The 23,351-nt window shown below is 69.7% G+C and carries 18 protein-coding genes and 4 pseudogenes; 15 read left to right on the top strand and 7 right to left on the bottom strand.

What is annotated here, in order from left to right:
* Window position 1 precedes the first annotated feature (1 nt).
* Window positions 2-1,630 carry an MDR family MFS transporter gene (locus AB0915_RS14725; protein WP_366691449.1) on the top strand — a complete coding sequence of 543 codons (1,629 nt, stop codon included), beginning with the start codon at window positions 2-4 and terminating at the stop codon, window positions 1,628-1,630.
* A gap of 362 nt (window positions 1,631-1,992) precedes the next feature.
* Here AB0915_RS14725 and AB0915_RS14720 read toward each other — a convergent pair whose 3' ends face one another.
* Window positions 1,993-4,494 carry an ABC transporter permease gene (locus tag AB0915_RS14720; protein ID WP_366691433.1) on the bottom strand — a complete coding sequence of 834 codons (2,502 nt, stop codon included), beginning with the start codon at window positions 4,492-4,494 and terminating at the stop codon, window positions 1,993-1,995.
* A 325-nt stretch (window positions 4,495-4,819) separates the two neighbouring features.
* On the opposite strand from AB0915_RS14720, the gene AB0915_RS14715 reads away from it, so the two are divergent.
* From AB0915_RS14715 to AB0915_RS14705, 3 genes are all read left to right on the top strand, one after another.
* Window positions 4,820-6,085 (top strand): histidine kinase, encoded by a 1,266-nt coding sequence (locus AB0915_RS14715; RefSeq protein ID WP_366691432.1) that lies wholly within the window; start codon window positions 4,820-4,822, stop codon window positions 6,083-6,085.
* Window positions 6,082-6,792, top strand: a complete 711-nt coding sequence (locus AB0915_RS14710) for a response regulator transcription factor (protein WP_366691431.1) — start codon at window positions 6,082-6,084, stop codon at window positions 6,790-6,792. Before AB0915_RS14715 ends, AB0915_RS14710 begins: the two co-directional genes overlap by 4 nt.
* Window positions 6,793-7,088: 296 nt before the next feature.
* A complete protein-coding gene (locus tag AB0915_RS14705) occupies window positions 7,089-8,300 on the top strand; it encodes a hypothetical protein (RefSeq protein ID WP_366691430.1) in 1,212 nt (403 codons plus the stop codon).
* A 308-nt stretch (window positions 8,301-8,608) separates the two neighbouring features.
* On the opposite strand, the gene AB0915_RS14700 is transcribed toward AB0915_RS14705, so the two are convergent.
* From AB0915_RS14700 to AB0915_RS14690, 3 genes are read right to left on the bottom strand one after another with little or no spacing between them, the layout of a single operon-like run.
* Window positions 8,609-8,977: a hypothetical protein gene (locus AB0915_RS14700; RefSeq protein WP_366691448.1), complete on the bottom strand. Its 369-nt coding sequence runs from the start codon at window positions 8,975-8,977 to the stop codon at window positions 8,609-8,611.
* Window positions 8,978-8,985: 8 nt separating this feature from the next.
* A complete protein-coding gene (locus AB0915_RS14695; protein WP_366691429.1) occupies window positions 8,986-9,243 on the bottom strand; it encodes a hypothetical protein in 258 nt (85 codons plus the stop codon).
* 54 nt (window positions 9,244-9,297) lie between these two features.
* Entirely contained in the window at window positions 9,298-9,507 is a 210-nt protein-coding gene (locus AB0915_RS14690) for a hypothetical protein (protein ID WP_366691428.1), read from the bottom strand.
* A 691-nt stretch (window positions 9,508-10,198) separates the two neighbouring features.
* On the opposite strand from AB0915_RS14690, the gene AB0915_RS14685 reads away from it, so the two are divergent.
* The 3 genes and pseudogenes from AB0915_RS14685 to AB0915_RS14675 all read left to right on the top strand — a co-directional run.
* A complete protein-coding gene (locus tag AB0915_RS14685; protein WP_366691427.1) occupies window positions 10,199-11,689 on the top strand; it encodes a radical SAM protein in 1,491 nt (496 codons plus the stop codon).
* Between the two features lie 190 nt (window positions 11,690-11,879).
* Window positions 11,880-12,857 carry an alpha/beta hydrolase gene (locus AB0915_RS14680; protein ID WP_366691426.1) on the top strand — a complete coding sequence of 326 codons (978 nt, stop codon included), beginning with the start codon at window positions 11,880-11,882 and terminating at the stop codon, window positions 12,855-12,857.
* A gap of 25 nt (window positions 12,858-12,882) precedes the next feature.
* Window positions 12,883-13,199 (top strand): annotated as a pseudogene (locus AB0915_RS14675) (aldehyde dehydrogenase family protein); the annotation flags it as partial.
* Between the two features lie 679 nt (window positions 13,200-13,878).
* Here the strand turns inward: AB0915_RS14675 and AB0915_RS14670 are convergent.
* Entirely contained in the window at window positions 13,879-14,088 is a 210-nt protein-coding gene (locus AB0915_RS14670; RefSeq protein WP_366691425.1) for a hypothetical protein, read from the bottom strand.
* Window positions 14,089-14,197: 109 nt separating this feature from the next.
* On the opposite strand from AB0915_RS14670, the gene AB0915_RS14665 reads away from it, so the two are divergent.
* From AB0915_RS14665 to AB0915_RS14655, 3 genes are all read left to right on the top strand, one after another.
* Window positions 14,198-14,485, top strand: a complete 288-nt coding sequence (locus tag AB0915_RS14665; RefSeq protein WP_366691424.1) for a hypothetical protein — start codon at window positions 14,198-14,200, stop codon at window positions 14,483-14,485.
* A gap of 273 nt (window positions 14,486-14,758) precedes the next feature.
* Window positions 14,759-16,126 carry an IS1380 family transposase gene (locus AB0915_RS14660; RefSeq protein WP_366691423.1) on the top strand — a complete coding sequence of 456 codons (1,368 nt, stop codon included), beginning with the start codon at window positions 14,759-14,761 and terminating at the stop codon, window positions 16,124-16,126.
* 81 nt (window positions 16,127-16,207) lie between these two features.
* Complete coding sequence (locus AB0915_RS14655) at window positions 16,208-17,650, top strand: PQQ-binding-like beta-propeller repeat protein (protein ID WP_366691447.1); 1,443 nt, start codon at window positions 16,208-16,210, stop codon at window positions 17,648-17,650.
* A 455-nt stretch (window positions 17,651-18,105) separates the two neighbouring features.
* Here AB0915_RS14655 and AB0915_RS14650 read toward each other — a convergent pair whose 3' ends face one another.
* Window positions 18,106-18,417 (bottom strand): hypothetical protein, encoded by a 312-nt coding sequence (locus tag AB0915_RS14650; protein ID WP_366691422.1) that lies wholly within the window; start codon window positions 18,415-18,417, stop codon window positions 18,106-18,108.
* 770 nt (window positions 18,418-19,187) lie between these two features.
* Between AB0915_RS14650 and AB0915_RS14645 the strand changes: the two genes are divergently transcribed.
* The 5 genes and pseudogenes from AB0915_RS14645 to AB0915_RS14625 all read left to right on the top strand — a co-directional run bounded on the left by AB0915_RS14645 (window position 19,188) and on the right by AB0915_RS14625 (window position 22,287).
* Window positions 19,188-20,300 carry a transposase family protein gene (locus AB0915_RS14645; protein WP_366691421.1) on the top strand — a complete coding sequence of 371 codons (1,113 nt, stop codon included), beginning with the start codon at window positions 19,188-19,190 and terminating at the stop codon, window positions 20,298-20,300.
* Between the two features lie 3 nt (window positions 20,301-20,303).
* Window positions 20,304-20,660 (top strand): annotated as a pseudogene (locus AB0915_RS14640) (AAA family ATPase); the annotation flags it as partial.
* 176 nt (window positions 20,661-20,836) lie between these two features.
* Window positions 20,837-21,238, top strand: a pseudogene (locus AB0915_RS14635) (transposase); the annotation flags it as partial.
* Between the two features lie 32 nt (window positions 21,239-21,270).
* Window positions 21,271-21,660: a hypothetical protein gene (locus tag AB0915_RS14630; protein WP_366691420.1), complete on the top strand. Its 390-nt coding sequence runs from the start codon at window positions 21,271-21,273 to the stop codon at window positions 21,658-21,660.
* A 228-nt stretch (window positions 21,661-21,888) separates the two neighbouring features.
* On the top strand, window positions 21,889-22,287 hold the full coding sequence (locus tag AB0915_RS14625; protein ID WP_366691419.1) for a hypothetical protein: 399 nt from the start codon (window positions 21,889-21,891) through the stop codon (window positions 22,285-22,287).
* 49 nt (window positions 22,288-22,336) lie between these two features.
* On the opposite strand, the pseudogene AB0915_RS14620 reads toward AB0915_RS14625, so the two are convergent.
* Window positions 22,337-22,618: pseudogene (locus AB0915_RS14620) on the bottom strand (IS630 family transposase); the annotation flags it as partial.
* Between the last annotated feature and the right edge of the window lie 733 nt (window positions 22,619-23,351).

Here is a 23,351-nt window from a genome sequence, read left to right as displayed (position 1 = left end):
GATGACCCACGCGCAGATCATGCGCGCCCTGTCCGGACTGCTGCTCGGCCTGTTCTGCGCCATCCTCTCCTCGACCGTGGTCACCAACGCGCTGCCGAGGATCATCAACGACCTCGGCGGCGGCCAGAGCGCCTACACCTGGGTCGTCACCGCCTCCCTGCTGGCCGTGACCGCCTCCACCCCCCTGTGGGGCAAGCTCGCGGACCAGTTCAGCAAGAAGATCCTGGTCCAGTCGGCACTGGTCGTCTATGTGGTCGGATCCCTGGTGGCCGGTCTGGCGCAGAATCCCGCGACCCTGATCGGCGCCCGCGTCATCCAGGGCCTGGGCGGCGGCGGTCTGTCCGCGCTGGCGCAGGTCGTCCTGGCTGCGATGATCTCTCCGCGCGAGCGCGGCCGTTACTCCGGCTACCTCGGTGCCACCTTCGCCGTCGCCACCGTCGGCGGCCCGCTGCTCGGCGGTGTCATCACCGACACCAGCTGGCTCGGCTGGCGCTGGTGCCTGTTCGTCGGCATCCCCTTCGCATGCGTCGCGCTGGTCGTGCTCCAGCGGACGCTGAACCTGCCCACGGTCAAGCGGCAGGTCAAGGTCGACTGGGCCGGCGCCTTCTTCGTCACCGCGGCTGTCTGCACCCTGCTGATCTGGGTCACCTTCGCCGCCGACAAGTACGACTGGCTGTCCTGGCAGACGTACACGCTGGTCGGTGCGTCCGCCGCGCTGACACTGATCTTCCTGTTCGTGGAGACGAAGGCCAGCGAGCCGATCATTCCGCTGCACCTGTTCCGCAACCCCACTGTCACCCTCGCCTCGATTGCCTCGCTGTTCGTCGGCGTCGCACTGTTCGCGGGCACCGTCTTCCTCAGCCAGTACTTCCAGCTGGCGCGCGGCGACTCCCCGACGAAGTCCGGCGTCATGACCATCCCGTTCATCGCCGGCCTGTTCGTCTCCTCCACCGTCTCCGGCCGGATCATCACCCGCACCGGCAAGTGGAAGGGCTGGCTGCTGGCGGGCGGAATCCTGCTGACGGCGGGCCTGGCCCTGCTGGGCATGCTCCGCTACGACACCCCGTACCTGTTCATCGCGCTGTGCATGGCGCTGATGGGCCTCGGCGTCGGCATGACGCTCCAGAACCTCGTGCTGTGCACCCAGAACCAGGTGTCCCCGAGCGACCTGGGCGCCGCGTCCTCCACGGTGACCTTCTTCCGGTCTCTCGGCGGAGCGGTGGGCGTCTCGGTGCTCGGCTCCCTCCTCACCACCCGGATCGGCCACTACGCCCGCGAGACCATCACCCGGCTCGGCCCGCAGGACCAGGCGACGGCCGCGAAGGCCTCCGGCAGCGGCGAACTGCCCGACCTGGCCATGCTGCCCGCCCCGGTCCGCACGTGGCTGGAGGGCGCCTACGGGCACGGCATCGGCGACATCTTCATGTACGCCGCCCCGATCGCCCTGATCGCTTTCCTGGTGACGCTGTTCATCAAGGAAGTCCCGCTGCGGGATTCCAGCGGCCTCGCTCAGGCGGCGCGGGCCGTCAAGACGAGCACAGGGGTGGAGCCTCGCACGGCCCTCGAAGGAGAGGAAGGACCGGCCGCTCCCGCCCGGCACACCCCTCAGACTCAGGACGGCGCATCCTGAGCCGTCAGAAGGACCACCGTGTGCTGGGTCCAGCGCTGGGGAGCGGCACACCCTGAAGCTTCCCCGCCATGACAACCAACATCCCCTGTTGTCACGGACTCCACGCTGCGAGGGGAGCGCGTGATGGTGGCCGGCCTGATAAGTGATTGCGATACGTGTCCCAAAGGGAGAAAGAGGTTTGTGCCCGCACGGGTCGGACGTTCCGCAAGCCGGTCCGACCTGGCCACCGACGAAAGGGCGGCCCGGAAGCGGAAGGCCCACGGCGCGGGGCGGAGTCACCCTCGTACACAGCCCTGCCGGGGTGCTCTGGGACGGACAGATGTGATCGCTCGGCGCGTGGACGGACATGGCCGCGGTGCCGGTCACCCCACCTCGCCGCCCACAGCCCGCGGCACCGGGATCGTGGACGCCCGCGCCGCCGGGCCGAGCGCGGCGAGCACACCGACCACGCTCGCACCCACGAGCAGCGCCAGCAGGGACGTCCACGGCACCGAGATCACCGCGCCCGCCTGCCCCGCGACCGCCGCCACCCCGGCCGCACCGCCCGCGATGATGCCCAGTCCGGCGCCCAGCGCCGACACCACCACCGACTCCAGCCGCAGCATGGATCGCACCCCCGCCCGGTCGAGTCCGACCGCGCGCAGCAGGCCGACCTCCCGGGCCCGCTCGAAGACCGCCATGCCCATGGTGTTGGCCACGCCCAGCGCCGCGACGGCGGCCGTGACGCTGAGCATCGCGTACAGCACGGACAACAGAGAGCCGAATCCCCGCTCCGCGTCCCGTCCCACGTCCTCCCGGTCCTGGACGACCAGCACCGGATTGCGCAGGGTCCGGCGGATCTCCTTCTTCAGATCCGCCGTATGTCCCGGCTCAGCACGCACCAGCACCGAGATCACGGTACCGCCCCCGGCCACGGCACTCTCGGGCAGCAGGGCCGGGCCGAGGGCCTCGGGTCCGTCGTAGACCGCCACGACTTCGCGGTCCAGCGCCCGGCTGTCGGGGACGCCCGCGTCCGAGAGTTCCTCGCCGGTGACCCGGTCGCCCACCCGCCATCCGTGCTCCGCGGCGAGCTTCCGTGTGACGGCGATCCCGTGGGACAGGCTGTCCAGGTCGCCGGAGCGCACCGTGAGGTCGGCGAGGCGGCCCCGGCCCACAGCCACCGGATCCACCGCCACCGCCCACAGATCGGCCCCGTCGCTCAGGCGGAAACCGGCCTCGCGCACCGCGCTGACCGCCGCCACGTGCGGCAGCCGCGCCACCCGCCCGGCCGTCCCCGCGCCGATCTCGGCGAAGTCGACCGCGCTGATCCGCAGATCCGTCGGCACCGCCGCCACGGCCTCCCGCCCCGCCGTGGCGCTCAGCGAGGACAGCGCCACGGTGACCGCGCTGACAAGCGCCACGCACACGGTGACGGCACCGGCGGTCGCGGCGGTGCGCCGGGGATTGCGGCGGGCGTTGGCCAACGCCAAGGTGCCGCGCGTCCCGGCCAGCCGCCGCACCGGCGCCCGCAGCACGTGGGTGACGGCCCGGGCGAACTGCGGAGTGAGCAGGATCAGCCCGGCCAGCAGCACCGGCGTGGCCAGGGACAGGACCGCGAGATCCCCCTCGCCGGCGGCCAGCAGCAGCGCGCCGGCCACGGTGACGGCGAGTCCCAGCAGGCCCCGGCGCCCCTGTGCCACGGCCGGGACCGGCACGTCAGTGCGCAACGCCGCCACCGGGGCGACGGCGGAGGCCCGCAGCGCGGGGACATACGCAGCGGCCGTCGTGAACCCCACGCCGACCCCCAGTGCGGCCAGCAGCGGGAGGGGGGAGAGGACGTCCAGCGGGGCCGACCCCGCGGGTCCGGCGGCCGGTCCGAACAGGGCGGCGAGCGCGGCGGCGACACCGACGCCGAGTGCGTATCCGGCCACGGCCGCCCCGACGCCCACCAGGGCCGCCTCGGCGAGCACCGTGCGCAGCACCTGGCCCCGGCTCGCGCCCACCGCGCGCAGCAGGGCGTGCTCACGGGCACGGGCGGTGCTGAGCATGGTGAACGTATTGCTCACCAGGAACGCGGAGACGAACAGGGCGATCCCGGCGAAGAGCAGCAGCAGTGTGCCGAGCTTCTTCCGGTCGGGCGCCGCGGCGGCCTCCGCGTCCAGCCGGGCCCGGGTTACCGCCTCCAGGCCGTGTGGCAGCGCCCGTGCCACCCGCTTCGCGAGCGCGGCGGAGGAGGTACCGGGGGCGGTCGTCAGCGTCACCGACGCGTACCGGCCCGGGGCGGGCGCGAACAGGGCGCGCGCGGTGCGCACGTCGAACGCGGTGACCGTGCCGCCGGCGGCGGTGGCGGGGTCGTACACCGTGAACACCCCGGTGAGCCGGACGGTGCGGACCTCGCCCGCGACGACGATCCGCACCCGGTCGCCGACCCGGTGCCCGGCACGCCGGGCCGACAACCGGTCGATGGCGACCTCTCCGGGGGCGTGCGGGCCGCGTCCCTCGGTCATCGGACAGCGCGGATCGGCTCCGTGCCCGTCGGGTACGAAGCCGACCCCCACGTCGGCGGAGGGCGGGCCGACCAGGGTGCCGTCGCGCGCCACCAGGAAGGCCCGCCCCCGCAGAGTGCCGCGCGCCGACGCCACCCCGGGCAGCGAGGCGAGCCGCTGACGCACCGTCTCACCGGGAGGCGCGCCGTCCCCGGCCGGGCGCACCTCCACCGACACATCGGGACGCGAGGCCTGCTGGAGCCGGGCCGCGCCCCGGGCCAGGGACTGGGTGTACAGCAGCGAGCCGCTGACACAGGCGACCCCGATCAGCACCGCCAGGGCCGGCAGGACGAAGCGGCGCAGGTCACGGAGGACGGAACGCACGACGGTGGGGAGCATGGGGCCCTTCCAGTGCTGCGGGTGAAGGACACGGCGCCGTAGCGGCCGACGGCCGACGGAGCCGGTGTCCGTGGTCCGGTGGTGTTGAGGGCCGGTCTGCCGGTGGTCGGCGAACCGGTGGTCCATGGCCCGGTGCTGCCGGCGGACGGCGAGTCGTCGGCACGGCGGACAGCGCCCCGTTGGTCGTCGGTGGACGATCCGATCCTGGACCCGGCCGCCGCCCGTGCGGATCAACCGGACGACCGAATGCCGAGCGGTGGGCCTCCCGCGCCTCGTCCGTTCGGTTGAGGCAGTGTCCCGGCGGAGCGCCGTAACCTCCACAGACATGAACCAGTTCTTCGGCGTACCGGCGGGCGGCAGGCGGATCGCGGCGGTCTGCGCGGCGGTGCTGCTGACGGCCGCGGTGGCCACCGAGGGCGCGGACACCGGCTCCGTTCCGGTGGCCATCGCCTGGACCGTCTCCGGGGGACTGCCGCTGGCGGCGCTGGCCGCGCGCCGGGACCGCTTCGACGCGGTGGCCCTCGCGGGTGTCTTCGCGTCCTGCCTGGTGACCCTGCTGGAGACACGGACGGGCGCGCGCCCCGAGACGACCTTCGGCCTCGTCGAGACCTGCGCCCTGCTGCTGGTCGTCGTCCGCGCGGTGCGCCTGCGCCCGCCGCTGCGGGCCACGGCCCTGGCCGGGGGAGCGCTGGTCGCGCTGACCGTGATCGTGCTGCGGCTGCCTCCGTCCGAGTACGAACGGCTGGTGCCGTTCGCCGTCCCGGCGCTCTGGTTCGCGGCCGCCCTGGCGGCCGTGCTCGGCCTGTACCTCCGGTTGCTCGACCGGTACCGGGCGCAGGAGCACCGGGCCGGGCTCCAGGCGCAGCGCCTGGACCACGCGCGGGAACTGCACGACTTCGTCGGCCACCATGTGACCGCGATCATTGCCCAGTCCAAGGCCGTACGCTTCGCCACGGCGGCCGGCTGCCCGCCGTCGACCCAGGAGCTGGACGGCATGTTCGCGGCCATCGAGGAGGCCGGGTCACAGGCGATGCAGTCGATGCGGAGCATGGTGGCGGTCCTGCGCAGCCCCGGCGGCCCCGGCGCCGCGACGGCGCCCGGCGGCGAACTCGCCGACCTGCGCACCCTGACACAGCGGTTCGCGCGGACCGGACCGGCCACGACCCTCGCCCTCGACCCCCGTCTCGCCGCCGGCGGCCTGCCGCCCGGCATCGCCACCACCGTGCACCAGATCGTCCGCGAGTCGCTGACCAACGTCCGCAAGCATGCGCGCCGCGCCAAGGCGGTCACCGTCGACGTACGCCTGGACGGCGACACCGCCCGCCCGGCCGTTCTGGTGTCGGTGACCGACGAGGGACCGGGCACCGCCGGACACACCGGCGAACCCGCCGACCTCGGCGACGGCCCACGCTCCGGCTACGGCCTGGTCGGGCTGTCGGAGCGCGCGGCCATGGTCGGCGGCACCGTCACCGCGGGCGCGCAGGCAGGTGTGGGCTGGATCGTCGAGGCACGTATCCCGCTTCCAGGCCCGCTCCCCGAACCGCCTCCTGGGCCCGGGGACGACCGGACGAATGCCACCCTGGACGCATGACGATCAGCATTCTCATCGCCGATGACCAGCCGATGATCCGTTCGGCCTATGGCATGATCCTCGGCTCCCAGCCCGACATGGAGATCGTCGCCTCGGTGGCCGACGGGGCGACCGCGGTACGGGAGGCCAGGCGGCTGCGTCCGGACGTGTGCCTGCTCGACGTCAGGATGCCCGGCCTCGACGGCCTGGAGGCGACCCGGCTGCTGGCGGGCCCGGAGGCGGCCGACCCGCTGAGGGTTCTCATCGCCACCACCTTCGACCTGGACGACTACGTGTACCGGGCGCTGCGCCACGGGGCATGTGGCTTCCTCCTCAAGGACGGTTCCCCCGCGCTGCTCATCGAGGCCGTGCGGGCCGTGGCCGCCGACAACGCCCTCATCTCCCCGGCGGTCACGGTTCGCCTGCTGAGGTACCTGACCGACGCCGCATCCGAGGCCGCCTCCGGAAAGCCGGCCGGCCGCTCCCGGTATTCAGCCGGCATGCCGGAACTCCCTCTCACCGCACGTGAGTTGGATGTCGTACGGCTGGTTGCCCGCGGCCGTACCAACGAGGAGCTGGCGGCTGAACTGCACATCACGCTCGCCACCGTCAAGACACATCTCGGCAGCGTGCAGCGCAAACTCGCGGCCCGTAACCGCGTCGAGATCGCCGCCTGGGCCTGGGAGAACGGCATCTGCACGAGCAGGGAGACACCGGGCGACGGCTGACCGGGCGCCGGGGACACGCAAACCGCAGGGCTCCCCCATGGTCCGGTCGTGAGGCGGTTGGGCATGCTGAGGTCATGTACATCGACATCGTCGTCGTCGACGACGCCCCAGGGTTTCGTGCATCGCCACGACACTGCTGACGGCTCGGGGGTGGATTCTTGCATGCTTAACCCTGTGTCGATGCAGGCTCCCGCGCCCCGGGTCGAACGCCTGCCGGGTAGGTCTACGTCCTGGTCATCGGAGAGGAGTTGGCCGCTGGTTACGTTCACAACCCGGGCAGCCGCTACGGTGCAGTTGTGACGATCAACAGGGACACGGCATCCGGGACAGCGCTGTTGATCGCGGCAGCCCCGGCCGGTAAGGGCTGTCTCATCGACGCAACCAGCGTCCTGCCCACGCTCGCGGCCGTCCCGCCGAGCATCCTGACCGGCACGACGGCAGCCACCATCGTTGAACTCACCGACCCGGCCGACCCGCAGACCGTCCTCACCCGCATCCGCGCCGCAGCCGCCGCACCCGGCCCACTCTCCCTCTACATCACCGGACAACTCCACCTCGACCAGAAGCAGCGCCTGATCCACCTCGCACTCGCCCGGACCACGCCAACCACCCTGCGCTACACCGCACTGCCCTGGCACTGGCTGGCCGGCGAGCTCAAACTGCGCCGACCGGGCACCACCACCGTCGTCATCGACGTGGTCGCCGCCCCAGACGCCTGGCAGCAGCTGCGCACCGAGGGCCTCGCTCTCGGCCATGGGATCCGCGTATACGGCCGGATCACCCCGCCGCCGCCCCGCCGTCGAATCGCAGAACCGGCCTACCTGAAGGCCCTCGCCGCCGCCTGGCGCAGTGGCATCAACCCGCCACTCGCTCAGCTCCACGAACAGGCCGCCGCCCAGGCCGGCCCCGACGACGCACTGTTCCTGGCCGTCGACCACACAACCGTCCCCACCCCTGCGGCAACGGCTGTGCCAGTACCGAACCGGCCACACCGGGAGCCTGCACCTGTTCCGACGGCGCCTGCTCCGGTATCGGAAAGCACCGGGGCGGCCGAGGAGGACCCGCTGCCTGCGATCTTTGCCGCCGCCCACGCCGGGCGGCACGGCGAGGCCGCGTCGCTGGCAGCCATGTGGGAGGGGTGGGCTCTGCGCACCTACGGCGCGGGCTCCGTGCAGACCACCCACTGGATCGAGGTCCGGGCCGACCTCGCCCGTCTGGCCGACGATCCGGCACGCAGCTGCGAATTGTGGATGGCTGCCGCCAACGCCCGCCTCGCCCGGCAACAGCCCCCGGACGACCCCGCCGTAGAAGGCGCCGTAGACCGCGCCCACCACCAATGGCAGGAACTTCGCGACCCACAGCAGGCCCGCAAACTCGGCCCGCCCCTGGTCTCACTACGCCGCCACGTACCCGGCCGACGCCCCGGAGCGGTCGAAGCCGCCCACCGCCGACTGGAACTGCTGCACACCATGCCCCCGGCGGAGACCCAACGTACGGCAGCATCCTGACCAGCGACAGCGCCGTCCCTCACACGCCCGGGGCGAACGCCCTTTACGTCCCGGCACGGTCCGGAGTCACGGTCCGGAGTCACGGTCCGGGGCCCCCTTCCTGCGCCCCTGTGCCGTAGCCGTATGTACGAGGGGCGGGTGCGTCGGGCGCCAGCCGAGGACGCCTCGACCCGGGCGTGACGACCCGCCTACGGCCCCTGGGGCCCAGCGCCGCCGCTCCCCGCGTCCACACACAACTCGACACCGCGGAATGAGGCCGCCAACCCTGTCCGGAACGAGGTCGGCGGCCGGCCGGCGGCGTTAACTCATCAGGCGTTGAGGTCCAGCACGCGGACCGGCTCGCCTTCCCACCGCTTCGGAGCGGTGGTGGCGATGATCGCTCCGTCGGGGCGGTCCGCGGTGGGCTGGGCGGCGTACTGACTGTGGGCCGCCGCCCATGTCTCCTGCCGAGCGACAGCCAGGGCTGCGGCCAGATCCAGGTCCAGGACAGTGATACCGGGCAGAGCGGCCAGATGTTCCGCCGTGCCGGGCCGTGCGCGATCGGCTTCGACGAGCGCGCACGCCGGGGCGTAGAGGAACCAGCCGGGTTCGGCGTGGGCCCGGTGGATGAGTCGTGAGGCGAGGACGTTGCCCTGGCCGGCGGCGGCCATCGCGGTGTCGTCCAGGACGATGTGCATGGCGTCACTCACCGGGCCGTCACCCGGGCCAGGCGGCGGTCCAGCTCGCTGTCCAGGTCGTCCTGTTCGGACGGGGTGGGGGCGTAGCCGTTCCAGTCCTTCAGCGCGGTACGGGCCTTCTCCGCCCGTTCGGCACGTTCGGCCGGGGTGAGCATGGTCTCGGCCAGGCGCGCGAGATAGGCACGCAGCGACAGGCCCTCGGCAGCGGCGATCGCGGCCAGCCGGTCCTTGGCTTCCTCGGGGATACGGATATTGGCATCTGACATCGTCGTACTCCTTCCCATTCCCTCAGGATACGGGTACGGGTACGTACCCGTCGTCTAGAGGGTCGCCACCGCCTGCCAGCTGCCCGTCGTCGGCCTGGCACCTGCCTGAACATAGTGCTCGCCACCCCGGGCGGCCACGTGCTGCACCAGCTCCCCCTGCACCGAGCAGCTCCTGGCCCGCAGCCCCGAGGGCTGGGCCTCGGTCGTCCCCGACTGGCGGCCGGCCCCCGCGCCCCAGCCCGGCGGCGAACTGCTGCCGGGCATCCGGGTCGCTGTGAACTTCGAGTTCACCCCGGTCGAGCTGTGGATGGTCCGCTACTACGTCGTCGGTCGGAAGCCGGAGATCCTGGCGAGTCCGGCCAGGCCCCGCTGGAGGCGTTCCCAGGGGCAACCGCTGCGGCCAGATCCCGGTCCACACCAACCGCTGCTCGGTGCCGATCCGGCTGATCGGCAAGCGGGTGCGGGTCGTCCTTCACGCTTCTCATCTGGTTGAGGAGTGGAGCAACCGCCTTCCAGTGGGCTCGGCGGAAACATGTCCTCGCGAGGGGCTTCTTGTGCGCGGCGTCGGAGCCGTTCTGGACGGCCCCTCACCGGGCTGGGCCCTCGTCGGTTCGACGACCCGTCGGTTCGGCAAGCTGATCACCGCGCTGCGGCGTGGGGGTACGGACTTGGCGCGCAAGGGCCGACCGTGGAGCCCCAGAGTAATTCGCTGGACCAAGATTTCTTTCGTGGTAAGTTACCGGCATGCTTATCGAGGTTGACAGACCGTAGCCACCGGGCGTCGATGACACTATCGGCCCGTGCCACTGACTCCGGTCCGCTATAGCCCGGATGTGTATGACGCGCACGATTACACACTTCCGCGTTTGAATGTGCAGGCCCTGGCACACCTTTGGCCAGTGCGCTCACATTCCTTTTTGCCTCCTGCCGGAGTACCCCGAATCAGCCTCCCCTCGTGGCGCGTTCACCGCATGCGCTGACTCCTTCCAGCGACGTAGAGAATTTTTTTCAAGCCGTGATTCCTCCGGTCCGGAATCGGACCGGCACGGCTGACGTCGTTCGAGGAATGCAATGTGCAGTCAGTCCTGTGCGATTCCGTCCTGCGTTCCCGTCGTCATGCGTCGGACGGCGCCCGTTCCTTTCGAGGCCTGCCTCTCGTCAGCGCGATGCCATGGCCCGCCGGGAGAGAGATCACGTGGAAGATTGTGAGCATCACCTCATGACGAACCAGCACCATGCGAACACATCGAGTGACCGGGCTCGACAGTCCCGCGTCGGCCTCGCCAACCCTCCCCCCGGCACCCGACTCGCGCGCACCCGGGAGCATCTCGAATCGATGGGCGCGCCCGATTTCCGCTACCGGCAGTTCGTGAGCGCCCTTCGCCGCGCGGAAGCCGAGACCTTCGACACTGTTCGCGAGTTGCCCGCCGAACTCAGGACGGGACTCACCGAGAAGTTCGGGCCGCGCGTACTTCCCATCGTGCCGGTCGCCCGCCAGGCAGAGGACCAGGTCGAAAAGGTCGTCTTCGAGTCGGACCCGGGAATCCGTTTCGAGACGGTTCTCTCCCGCTACAGGGCCGGATGGTCCTCGATCTGTGTGTCGTCCCAGGCCGGATGCGGACTGGGCTGCACTTTCTGCGCCACGGCCGCCGTCGGCCTCGCCAGGAACCTGACGGCCGACGAGATCTACGCACAGGTCGTACACCCAAGCTGGCGACTGCACGATAAGGGCCTGCCGGAGAGCGTGGCGTTCATGGGCATGGGCGAGGCACTGGCCAACCCACATGTGTTCGATGCACTGCGCCTGCTTTCGGGAACTGGTTACGGGGAACTGTCGCAGCGCCGTATCACCGTTTCCACTGTGGGTTTCGCGCCCAATCTGTCCAGGCTCACCAAGGAATACCCGCAGGTCACGATCACGCTGTCCGTGCATTCACCGTTCGCGGACGAACGTGCGCAACTGATTCCGCTGGAGAAGAGATTCCCTCTCACCGAGAACCTGGCGATTCTTGATGAGCACGCGGGTACGGCACGCCGCAAGATCTACCTTGCGTATCTGCTGATCGCGGGTGTCAACGACACCGACGAGCACTTGCAGCAGCTTGCCCGACTCGTGGCGTCGCGATCCCGGCCGGAGCTTTTCCATGTGAGCGTGATCCGGTACAACCAGGCCCTGGGCGCGGATCCCGCCTACCAGGCGCCCTCGAAGACACATGTCAGTCAGTTCGTCGCAGGCTTGCGCGAGCGTGGCATCCACGCCACCAGGCGACGCCAGCTCGGCTCGTCCATCGATGCCGCCTGCGGCCAACTGCACGCCCGCTACGCCGCCTCCGCCCCTGCCGGCGGCCCCCTCGCCGGTCTTCCGCCGATGAGTCCCGCCGAGGACCGACTGCTGCAGATCGGACGGCCGGGCCGGTCGGAGTCTCGTCGGACGGCAACCGGATGAAGCGCGGAACGGGGCATCGGCACGACGACCGGAGGCGCGCGCTTCCGTCCCGGCCTCGGCCGTCCGCATCATGCACAACACCACGGCCGTCGTTGGTCCATGCCCCATCCCGGCACCGTGATACCCGCCCCGCAGTCCTGGAGGACATATGAACAACCATCGTGACCGAGGTCAGCGCACGGTCCCGCCCGTGCCCTTCGACCCGGAACTGAACCCCATCCTGGAGAAACTGGGACCCCCGCACGAGAACGCGCCGGTGTCGGCCGACGACATCCCCCGGTGGCGTGCGCAACTCGCAACGGCAGACCCTTCACTCGATCAGCTGCGCGACCATGGCAGGTTCGAGGTCCAAAAGTTCCTCGCGCCCGGTCCGGACGGAGCACCAGACGTCTCACTCGTCGTCGCACGTCCCACCGGCCTGCGCCAACAGGCGCCAGTTGTCTACCACATACACGGCGGAGGCATGATCGGTGGAACCAACCTCACCGGCATGCAGACGATCCTTCAGGAGTGGGCTGAGCCCCTCGAACTGGCCGTCGTATCTGTCGGCTATCGGCTGGCACCTGAACACCCGTACCCAGCGGCGATCGAGGACTGCTATGCCGGGTTGGTGTGGCTCGCCCGACACGCCGGGACACTCGGCGTGGACCCCCAACGTGTGATCACCGTCGGCGGCAGCGCCGGCGGGGGCCTCACTGCTGCCTTGGCCCTCATGACCCGCGACCGGAAGGGTCCGGGCATCCTTGGCCAGTTGCTGATGTGTCCCATGCTCGATGACCGCAACGACAGATCCTCGGCACACCAGATGACCGGCCTGGGCGTGTGGGACCGCCCCGCCAACGACCTGGGCTGGACCGCTCTTCTCGGCAAGGACAGGGACAGCTCGCAGGTCTCGTGCTACGCCGCGGCCGCCCGCGCAGCGGACCTGTCCCAGTTGCCGCCCGCCTATATCGACGTCGGTGCTGCAGAAACCTTTCGCGACGAATGCATCCAGTACGCGACGCGCATCTGGCAAGCCGGCGGAGACGCTGAACTGCACGTCTGGTCAGGTGGGTTCCACGGCTTCGACCAACTGGCGCCACACACCGAAGTGTCCCGAGACGCCCGCCGGACCCGCTTCCGTTGGCTCTGCCGTCTGCTGAGCCGCGAGGTCCGCCAGGCGTCTTGACCGGCCCCTCCGCTACCGCTGCGGGAAGGTCGTGGCCGCACTGAAGGAGCTGGTGGAGACCCTGAAGGAGGCGATCTTAAAGACTCCGACACCTTCATCGGCCCGGTGATCCGCCCGGACCAGCAGGAGCGGGTGCGCAACTGCATCCAACTCGGCATCGACGAGGGCGCCCGCCTGGTCACCGGCGGCCCGCAGATCCCCGAGGGCCTGGAGAAGGGCGACTACGTCACCTCGACCGTCTTCGCCGACGTCGACAACTCCATGCGGATCGCCCGGGAGGAGATCTTCGGCCCGGTCCTGGTCGTCATCGCCTACGACGACCAGGACGACGCCGTCCGCATCGTCCATCTGTGCTGGAGGTGTGTGCCAATCCTGTGGTGGATACCGAGTCGCTGGGCGATTCGGCCACCCCTGTCCCGCTACCCGGGTGAACCCGGAGCGTGTGAACACCCGTGGTACTAGAGCATCCACGGCACGCCGGTGTTACCCGTGCCCCGATCTGGAAGAGGACCTGCATGAGCGCGTCTGTTGAGCGGGCCGATGACTCGTCACTCCAGCGCACCTTCAGACACGCAGCCCTGGCGGCGGCGGTGACCTGCGCGGCCTTTGCGGCGGGCTGCGCCTCTCCGCCCACCACGACTGAGAATTCGCACTCGGTGCGTCACACCCTGCGGGCACTGCTTCCGCAAGGTGGAGGTCTCGAAGTGCGCGATTTCGGTGCCACCCGGAACGAACCGCTGGCTCCTGCGGTCCTGACATACAGGGATGCCAGAGGCTCCGGTCAGGTGTCCGCCTCGGTCCGCCGGCTCCCGGTGCGCGATTCCCAGCAGCTTTCGCTTTGCCCGGACCTTTCCGAACACCCCTACAGCCGATGCACTCTGACGCGGCTGGAGAACGGCGCCACACTCATCCTCGACAAGTCTCCCGTCGACGAGGCCAAGCCATCCGCGGGGAAGCGGTGGACGGCGGTGCGCACCGATCGGGACGGCGGTCAGATCGCCGTCTCGGAGTCCAACACAAGCTACGACAGGAGTTCCTCTCCCAGCCGGCCTACTCCGCCGCTCAGTGGACGGCAGCTCACCGACATCGTCATCTCGGCCCGGTGGAAGCCCGTACTGGCCGCGATACCCTCGCCTCCCCCGGGGTCCTCGCCCGTGTCCTCCTTCCAGTACCTGCCTGCCGCGAAGATCACGGACATCATCAGCCGGTCGGTGCCCCGTGGCCTGCGCACGGCGGACAGAGGCGGAGCGGCGGGCTACGGGCATCTCACCGCGGACGACGGCCGGGGCAGGTGCCTGGTCGCAGTCACTGTCCAACAGTGGAAGCCGGGCGACGAGGCCTTGGAGAAGATCTTCAAGGGATCGGCCAGGGAAGCGGACGGAACCCGTGTGAAGATCACGCGGAGCCACCCCGAGAAGGGTGGAGAGGAAGCCGTCGAATGGTCGGTCGACACCTGGCGACCCGACGGACTGCGCATTGCCGTCAGCGAACTCAATGCCCATGCGTACAGGCTCCCGGGAACGCGCCGCGACCCAGCACTCGGTGTCGGCCAGCTCAAGAAAATCGCACTGTCCGAAGCATGGCGTGCCGCGCTTTCAGAGAAGAATGCCGAGCGAAATCGACGGTGACGCTGCTCGACCGCCCAGAGACCACGGGCGGCGGCAGCCGCACAGGCCGCGCATCGGCCTCATTGAGGTGTGAACCAGACAGGGTCTATGACAGTCGCCGGCGAGACGGACTGAACCACCCCCGGGTTTGGTAGGGACTCGATCAACTGAGCCCGGATCCACCGGCTTGATGTCTGTGGACAGTTTCTCGGGGAACGAAGAAGTGCCTTGTGACTTGCGATGATGGGGTTTCTCTAGGACCACATCAGGCACGATCAGCAAGGCACTTCCGAGATGCAATCTTCCCATGCCGCAGCGGCGGTCTCATCCGCGTTCGACGACCCGAACCTGATCGCGTACGGCGGCCTGGAGCCGGTGGTGCGGTTGGCTGAGCGGTGCGGTCTGCCCGCACTGGTCGGGGAGTACATCCGTCTGCCGGCCTCGGAGGACGGCACCGGTGCCTTCCCCGCGGCGAAAGTGATGTCGCTGGTGGGCGGCATGGTCGCGGGCGCCGACAGCATCGATGACATGCACTGGCTGCGGCACGGCGCGATGGGCCGCCTGTTCTCCGGTGTGCGGGCCCCGTCCACGCTGGGGTCGTTTCTGCGTTCCTTCACGCACGGGCATGTGAAGCAACTGCACGCTGTGGCCCGCCGGTTCCTTCCCGAACTGGCCCGTCACGCCCCGCTGCTGCCCGGCGCGGACCAGGTCGCCTACGTGGACATCGATGACACCATCCGCCGCACCTACGGCTACGCCAAGCAGGGCGCCGGCTACGGATACAGCAAGGTCAAGGGCCTGAACGCGCTGCTCGGTATCGTCTCCACACCCCTGGCCGCCCCGGTGATCGCCGCCACGAGGCTGCGCAAGGGACCATCGAACTCCGCGCGCGGGGCGGCAGCGTTCGTCGCCGAGACCATCCGCACCGCTCGCGCCTGCGGCGCGAGCGGCCTGCTGGTGCTGCGCACGGACTCGGCGTTCTACGGCGCCGATGTCGTCAACTCCTGCCGGGCGCTGGGCGCGCGGTTCTCCATCACCGTGCGGATGAACGCTTCCGTCAAGGCCGCCATCGCCCGCATCGACGAGGACGCCTGGACGCCGATCAAGTACCCCAAGGCGGTCTGGGACGAGGAGGGCCAGTGCTGGATCTCCGACGCCGAGATAGCCGAGACCGGCTACACCGCCTTCACTTCCAAGCCGAAGAAGCAGCAGGTCACCGCCCGTCTGATCGTGCGCCGCGTCAAACGCCTGAGCGCCGGCGCCGTCCCCGCCGGACAGGGCACGTTGTTTGACACCTGGCGCTACCACGCCGCGTTCACCGACTCCCCGCTCTCCTTGAAAGATGCCGAGCGTGATCACCGACGGCACGCTGTCGTCGAGCAGGTGATCGCCGATGTCAAGAACAGCGCCTTCGCCCACGCGCCCTCCGGGCATTTCCAGGCCAATGCCGCGTGGCTGGCTCTGGCAGCCCTGGCGCACAACCTGACCCGCGCCGCCGGCGCCCTGGCCGACGCGTTCCATGCCAGAGCGGTGGGCACTGGTGGACGGCGAGTCCTGCGCCGGGGTGGCCCGGGCGCCCCGCTGTCCCTTGCCTCGGGCCGCTCCATCGCTCGGGGGGTTACGATCAAACGCCGCATCTATGGGGAAAGATACGGCAGTTGACGCCTGGGGGGCGATGTGGTGGAGGACAGCAGACCTGCGCGCAGAACATGGGGAGCTGTATGGGGGAGGGCGTTGCTCGTCGTGGCGGCCGGGCTGGTCGTCGGACTTGCGGTGGCCTTCCACTGGTTCGGCTGGACCTCGATACCGGGCAACGCGTGCGGCGGCAGTTTCAACCCCTGCCCCGACGGCACCACCCCCACTATCCTGTTGGCGTTCCTGTGCACCTTCGCGGGTGTGGGCCTGGTCAGCTGGTGGGTCGCCGAACTGACCAGGGTCCGGCCCGGCAAGGCCCTGCCCGCCGTGCTCGTCGTGACGGGCATGGTCCTCGCCCTCTGGCCCGGATGGCAGGTGTACGCGTGGATGCGCGGCCCCGTCCTCGACCGGGCCTGGGACGCGCCGGTCGACCGGCCAGGCACCGTCAAGGGCGTGGGCAACTGGGCCCTGGACGGCGCCGTCGTCCGCGCCCGCACCGACGGTCTGACCAGCTACGACCTCGCCGACGGGCGTGAGCGCTGGAGCGTGGACGCGCCCGTGCGCGGATCGGCGTGCGCGATGAGCGACACCGTGGTCGACGGCATCGGTGTGATCGCCTTCGGTCGCGAGGATGAGCCGTGCGACACAGTGTGGGGCGTGGACACCACGAGCGGCCGCAAGCTCTGGGAACGGAAGATCACGGGCGGCGCCGGGTTCGGGCCGCCCACCGACGGTAGGGTGGCCGCCGACAGCGGCGTCGCCGTCGCCCTGGAGGACGCTGCCGTACGGGGCTTCGCCCTGCGCGCGGGCGTCCCGCGCTGGAAACTGGACCTCGGTGAGGGCTGCTCGCCGGTCGTCGCCTCGGCCGCGGCGGGCCGTACCCGGGTGGTCGTCCAGTGCATGAGCGGCTCCGCGTTCCGCTCGCTGGAACTGGTCTCGCTCGACACCACGACCGGCACGCACGTACGGCGTACCGCGCTGCCGGCGGAGAGCCGCTGGGAGGCGGCCATGGTCCTCTCCGCCCGGCCGTTCGCGCTCTGGCTCAAGGAGAAGGACGACCGCGGTACCGACGCTGTGCTCGCCTTCGACGACCAGGACCGCCTGCGCGGGTCGGTGAAGGTCTCGGGGCGCGAGGAAGACCTGCGCATGGCCGTGGGCGCCGGACGGGGCTTCGACGCCCGGCCCGCGCTCCGCGCCGCGGTCGTCGGGGACGTTCTGGTGACCGCGGTGACGAAGCCGGGCGAGGCCGTCCCCGGCGCCGTGTCCGGCTACGGGCTTGGCGGCGGACGGCGTCTGTGGCACGCGGGGGCGGGCGGGCCGGTCACGGCCCTCACCCGGCTGCCCGGGAACCAGCTCGCCGTCCTCGCGGGCGGGCGGATCGGCTCCCTCGACCCGCGCACCGGACACCTCACCGAGGGGCCGCTGATCCGCGAGGGCGCCGACGACGTCGCCGAGGCCGCTCAACTTGTGCCCGGCCGCGACGGCGGCTGGCTCCTCGTCAACCCCGACGGGACCGGCGTCACGCCGCCCCTCCTCAGGGTCAGCCGCTGACCTTTTCCGTACTTTGCTGACCGGGTGCCGGCCCACGGGAAATCGGGCGCCGAGCGACGTGATCAGGCGCCGAGCGGCATAGAGCCGGCGGCGGACCGGTGAGGCGGCCCGGGCTGGATCTAACGAACTGGGCCCCGCGCCTGGGGTGTTCGGTGGCGTACAGCTGCGCCCACAACTCGTCGTCCACGATCCACGGTCGAGTACTCACATTCTCACAAACGGCCGAATCGTCACACCGCTTGCGACACCGCGGGTGATTGTCGTTTGGCCGCTGGGGTAGTTGTCATCGCGGGTTGTTGTCGTTGTTGCTGGTCAGGGTGGGTCTCCTCCTGGTGGTGTCATTTTGATGCGGTGTGTTCGGTGTCATCGGTGTGCGTTGTCGCTGGGCAGCGGGGTGTGGTGTCTGTGGGGTGTGGTTGGCGTCCGGGCTCGTGGGTGGCCGTTGTTGTCCGGTCTCAGAACCCTGCCATCGACTTGTCGAGTACCCCGCCGATCGCGCCGTACAAGCTGCACTTTGCGGAGTGTCCGGACCTTCTTCGGAGTGTGAAGCCGAGCAGGCTGAAGGCGAGGAAGAGCCCTCCTTCGACTGCGGCGACGACTGGGTTGTAGATGAAGTACACGAAGGCGGCGACTCCCAGCCAGACCACGATGGGCAGCATTGAACCCCGGAGAACAGTGCCGAGGCCGACGGACGCCAGGCCGTCCGGCAGCACCCGTCCGTTCCACAGTTCGATGTGGTCGCGCGTCACGCAGTGCTCGTCGGTCATGCCCTGATCAGATCACCCGAGCACTGATCTGCGTGGTGATGAGTCAGAGACCGGGCTACCAGGGGTGTGGCGGGGGTCCGGGGGCCGGTCTGGGGGCCTTGTACCGCAGGTCATTGGCCGTTTTCTCTGGTTCGCGGCTTTTAGTCCTGTAGTGAGTTTTCTGGCGGTGTCATGGGGATGAGCCGTTTTGTTGGCCGGGGGGCGGGCCGGGGTGGTGGTGTGCGGTGGCTGTGCTGCCGGAAGACGACGGGCTGGTCGGTGGGGTACTCCCGTCCAGGTTGGGGCGTGAGGGCGCGGTTGCCCGTTTGATGGCGTTGGACGCCCAGGGTGGGCTGACGTCGGCTCATGTGCGTTTGGTGGCGTCGGGGCTCGGGGTTTCGGTCCGCACGGTGCGCCGTTGGGTTGAGGCGGCCCGTAGCCAGGGCCGGACGGGGCCCCTGCCGCGGCCGCATTTCACGGTCACCCCTCACGTGCGGGCGATTTTGGCGGTGTGGGGCGGAAACGTGGCTCCGGTGCACCGGGAGTTGCTTTCTGAGGCCCGGGCGGCCGGGGATTCGGAGGCGGTGCCGTCGTTGGCGACGTTGCAGCGTGCGGTAGCGCGCGACCTTTCCGCGGGGGAGCGGGCTGGTTTGCGTGGAGGCGAGGCTGCCAGGCGCCGGTATGACGTGTACGGGAAGCGCCCCGCGACGCATCGGAACGCCTGTTGGGAGGGTGATCACAAGCGGCTTCCGGTGCGGGTGGACCTGGAGGGGTCCGCGGCGTGTCCGTGGGTGACGTGGTTCATCGATGTCGCGACGAAGGTCATCGTGGGGGTGGCCCTCACTCCGCATCAGCCGGCCCGGGACGCGGTGCTGGCGGCGCTGCGGACGGGGATCAGCCGCGCCGAGCCCTACGGGCCGTGCGGTGGTCTGCCGACCGTGGTGCGGGTGGACCGCGGCAAGGAGTTCCTGTGCCGGACGGTGGAGCGTGCGCTAGGCGCGTTCGCGGTCCCGGTGGATGATCTTCCGGCGTACAAGCCGTACCGGAAGGGCACCATCGAGTCGTTGAACGGTGCGGTGGAGGAGATGCTGCTGGTCTCGCTGCCGGGCTATACGCATCGTGCTCGCCCCGCGGAGGTGTACCGCCCGGATCGGGTCGAGGATCTGCTCTCGTATCCGGACTTCGTGAAGGTGCTGCTGGACTGGGTGGCGTGGTGGAACACCGAGCATCACCCTGCGGGTCTTGCGGACGGGCTGACGCCGTTGGTGGCGTGGGAGTCGGATCCGACTCCGGTCGAGGAGGTGGCGGAGGAGCGGCTGGCGTTCTTCGCGCTGGAGGACGACGGCCGGCAACGGAAGATCACGACGAAGGGGATCAGCTGGCGGCGCCGTGCCTATATCGCGCCGTGGATGGCCGGGAACGTCGGCACGCTGGTCCGCCTGCGGTATCTGCCGCACTATGACGGGCAGATCGAGGTGTTCGCCGCCGAGGAGTGGGGCCGGCATCTGGGGACGGCCTATCTGGCCCAGGCGGCGACGCTGGAGCAGCGCCGCGCGCTGAGTTCGGTCAGGGAGCAGAAGGCCCGCGGACTGAAGGCGGATTTGAAGGCGGCGGAGAAGCTGCGCCGGACCCGGTATACGGCCACGACCACGGCTTCCGCTCCCCGTCCGCGGCGCACGGTCACCTCCGGTCAGGCCGAAGCGGAGATCGCCCGGGCGAAAGCGACGGATTTGGCGGCCCGTGCACTGCCGGACTTGATCCCGCCGAGGGAGCCCCCGTCCTCGTGGGCGCGCCCGATTCTCCGCCCTCGGCGGGCGGCCGACTCGCAAACGGACGCTGGGCAAGCGGCTGACTGCGGGCCGCCTGGAGTGGCCGGCGTACCTGGGAACAGCGAGGAGCGTTGAGGAATGGCGACTGCTGAATGTAAGGGCCGGCTGCCCCGGGAGCGGGAGGACCACTTCATGCGTCTGCCGGGAGCTCAGGTGGTCTCGACGCGTGCCCTGCTGATGGTGCGGGAGAACATCCGCGCCGCGATCGAGGCGCGGGCGATGATCTGTATCTACGGGCAGGCAGGCCGGGGCAAGTCCTTGGCGGTGAACACCTCGCTGCGTGAGCTCGCGCCGAAGCTGACGCGCCGGATCCAGTTCCGGGCGCGCCCCTCTACCCGAGACCTGCGCCACGAGCTGTTCCACGCCCTCGGCCTGCAGGGCCGCCCGCCGGCGCAGCCGATTGAGTTCGACCGGATGCTGCGCGGCGCTCTGGAGGAGACGCATGTCCTGGTCTGCACCTTTTGGGGTTGCACCCAGGGCTGTCTGCACCGTTGTCTGTACGGGTGCGCCCGGGGTTGCGCCGGAGGTACTGCCGGAGGTGTGAACCTCCCTTTCCGCGAACGGGCTGTTTGCGCAGGTCAGACCCCGTGGGTAAGCCCGATTTGGGCGCCGACAGACCCCAGTTCACCGCCGTCCTGGCCGGCATCAAGGTACGCGGCCCGGTCGGCCGCCCCCGCACCCGCCCGGACGCCGTCGCAGGCGACAAGGCATATTCTTCCCGCGCCAACCGCGCCAACCGCGCCCACCTGCGCAAACGCAACATCAAGGCCGTCATTCCGGAGAAGAAGGACCAGGCCGCGAACCGCAAGAAGAAGGGACGCCGGGGCGGACGGCCCGTCAGCCACGACGTCGATCTTTACAAGGAGCGCAACAGCGTGGAGCGTTGCATCAACAAGATCAAGGACTGGCGCGGCCTCGCCACCCGCTTCGACAAGACTTCCGCCAGCTACCTCGCAGGGCTCCATCTACGCGGCTCCCTCATCTGGATCCGCAGCCTCCGCCCCACCGAGTGATCTCAACTCAGAACAGGCCCTAGGAGGAACCAGTGTCATACCCGCAACTGCTCACCCCCGAGGAGAAGCTCGCCGACGCGAAGAAGCTGTTGAGCCTCCCGCGTATCGTCGTGATCTGCGGCTCCACCCGCTTCATGACCGAGATGACCGAGGCCGATCTGCGGGAGACCAAAGCCGGAAAGATTGTCGTCAAACCGGGCTGTGACCTGAAGTCGCCGCACGAACTTTGGTCCGATCCTGTCGAGGCCGAGGCGCTGAAGGTTCGACTCGACGATCTGCACCGGGCGAAGATCCGGCTCGCTGATGAGGTGCTCGTAGTCGGCGACTACATCGGAGACAGCACCCGAGCCGAAATCGCCTACGCCCGGTCGCTGGGCAAGCCCGTGCGGTTCACACACCCCGAAGTCGACCCTGACGCCTGACCGCCCGCTGCCACCTCGACAACCAGGGCCGGCAGCCCGCCGCCTGACCGTCTCGCGGTGGCTTCGGCCGCCGCCCACCCCACACCCTCCGCAGGCATCCCTTGGAATTGATCATCTAGTGCTCTGACCGGGAAGGTTCGCCGGGTTGCTGGGAGGGTGGATGGCGTGCGACGACGGAGATCTGCCCAATAGGATCTTGAGCCCAGGCACGGATGTCGGAGGGCGACGATGGAACAGCCGCGGATACGCCTCGGCAACGATGATGTGTGGCTGGAACTGGCTCGGACCGGCTCGGACAGCTGGCAGGTCACGGCGGATTGGTGCTCCTGGCTGACAGCTGACTTCACTGCGGATCTCAGCGCTGCGGAGGTCGTGGACTTCGTGGCGCGGATACTCTCTCGCCTGCGCGCGCCGTCGGGTGTGCGCTTTTCGGCGGCGGTGACTCCCGGTCGGAACAATCCGCTGACGTTGAAGGCGGAGCCAGTCGGGGACGGTTTCGCCTTTTTCGTGCGCCTGACTCCCAACGGTGACGACGACGTGTGTCATTTGCAGATGGAGATCGATCCGATCGCCACGGTGGAACTTCGTGAGACATTCAGTGCGCTGCACGCGGCGCTGGTGGTCTGACCGCCTGGAGCATTTAGGTCAGGCCGCCGTCGTAAGCGGGCGTCCGCCACAGCCGGTCGGGATGTCGTAGTTCGGCCCAGACCGAACCCGCGGTAGGGCGGATGCCGAGCGGGCCGAACTCGTCGAACGCGAAGACCCGGTCCGGAAAGCGGTCCAGGACGTGCTCGATGCGGTCGAGTTTGGTGTCGCGTTCCGGGTCCGGGGACTCCTTCCAGGTCTTGGTGCGCTGGAAGGTGATGCCGCGGCGGGCGAGCAGGCAGCGTAATGCTTCGCGGCCGATGCGGATCATCCGGCCGTGGACTTTGCGCAGGTAGGAGACAAGTTTGCGCAGCGACCAACGGGTGAAGGGTGATGAGGCTCTTTGAAATCGGCCAGGGCTGCTTTTTTCCCCAGATGGTCTGGTTTTGGAAGGTGTGGGGAGGTTGGGGAGTACGAGCGTGTGTCACCACGGTCGGCTTGGCCATCACACAGCTGCGGGCCTGTGTAGCTTTGGCCAGGACACCGATCCTTGGGGAGGGGAAGATCGTGCATGACTTGGGAGGCGTTGCGGTTCGCGTCCTGCGCTGGGTCGGCGCCGGGATAGTCGCCGCGCTGGAATATGTGAACCTCCGTGACGGCCTTCGAGGGTTCAAGCGTGACGTGCAGCGCGGAGCCCGCCGGTCGCGCTGAGGAGTTCTTCTGCTGGATGTGGCCCCTCGTGATCGGTGACGGTCAGGTGTTGTCGGTGTAGTAGACGCGGAGGATGCCGTCGATGTCGTTGACGGTGTCCGAGATGCTGATGGTGTCGATCCAGCGGTGTCCGACGTGGGAGTCCTGGCAGATGCGCGTATGAGGCTCGGTGCCGGACCGCCAGGGCTCGGGCCCGGCTCACAGACGACGCGGCCCGGGACTGCGCGGCCGCGAAGTCCAGTCGGCCGTCCCGCCAGATGGCGTTGTCACGTTGTCGAGGGTGTTGGCGCTTGGTGGGGCGTCGGGGCGTGCTGGGGCCGGGTTCCGGCTCCGCGCTCAGGCCGTGGCGGGCAGGCCGGCGGTGCCGGTGGCCTGCTCCCAGATCGCGAAGCGGA

The organism is Streptomyces sp. NPDC048411 (genome assembly GCF_040704695.1).
Lineage (GTDB): Bacteria > Actinomycetota > Actinomycetes > Streptomycetales > Streptomycetaceae > Streptomyces.
The sequence above is the reverse complement of the archived record's forward strand: the minus strand, read 5'-3'. Positions and strand labels throughout refer to the sequence as shown.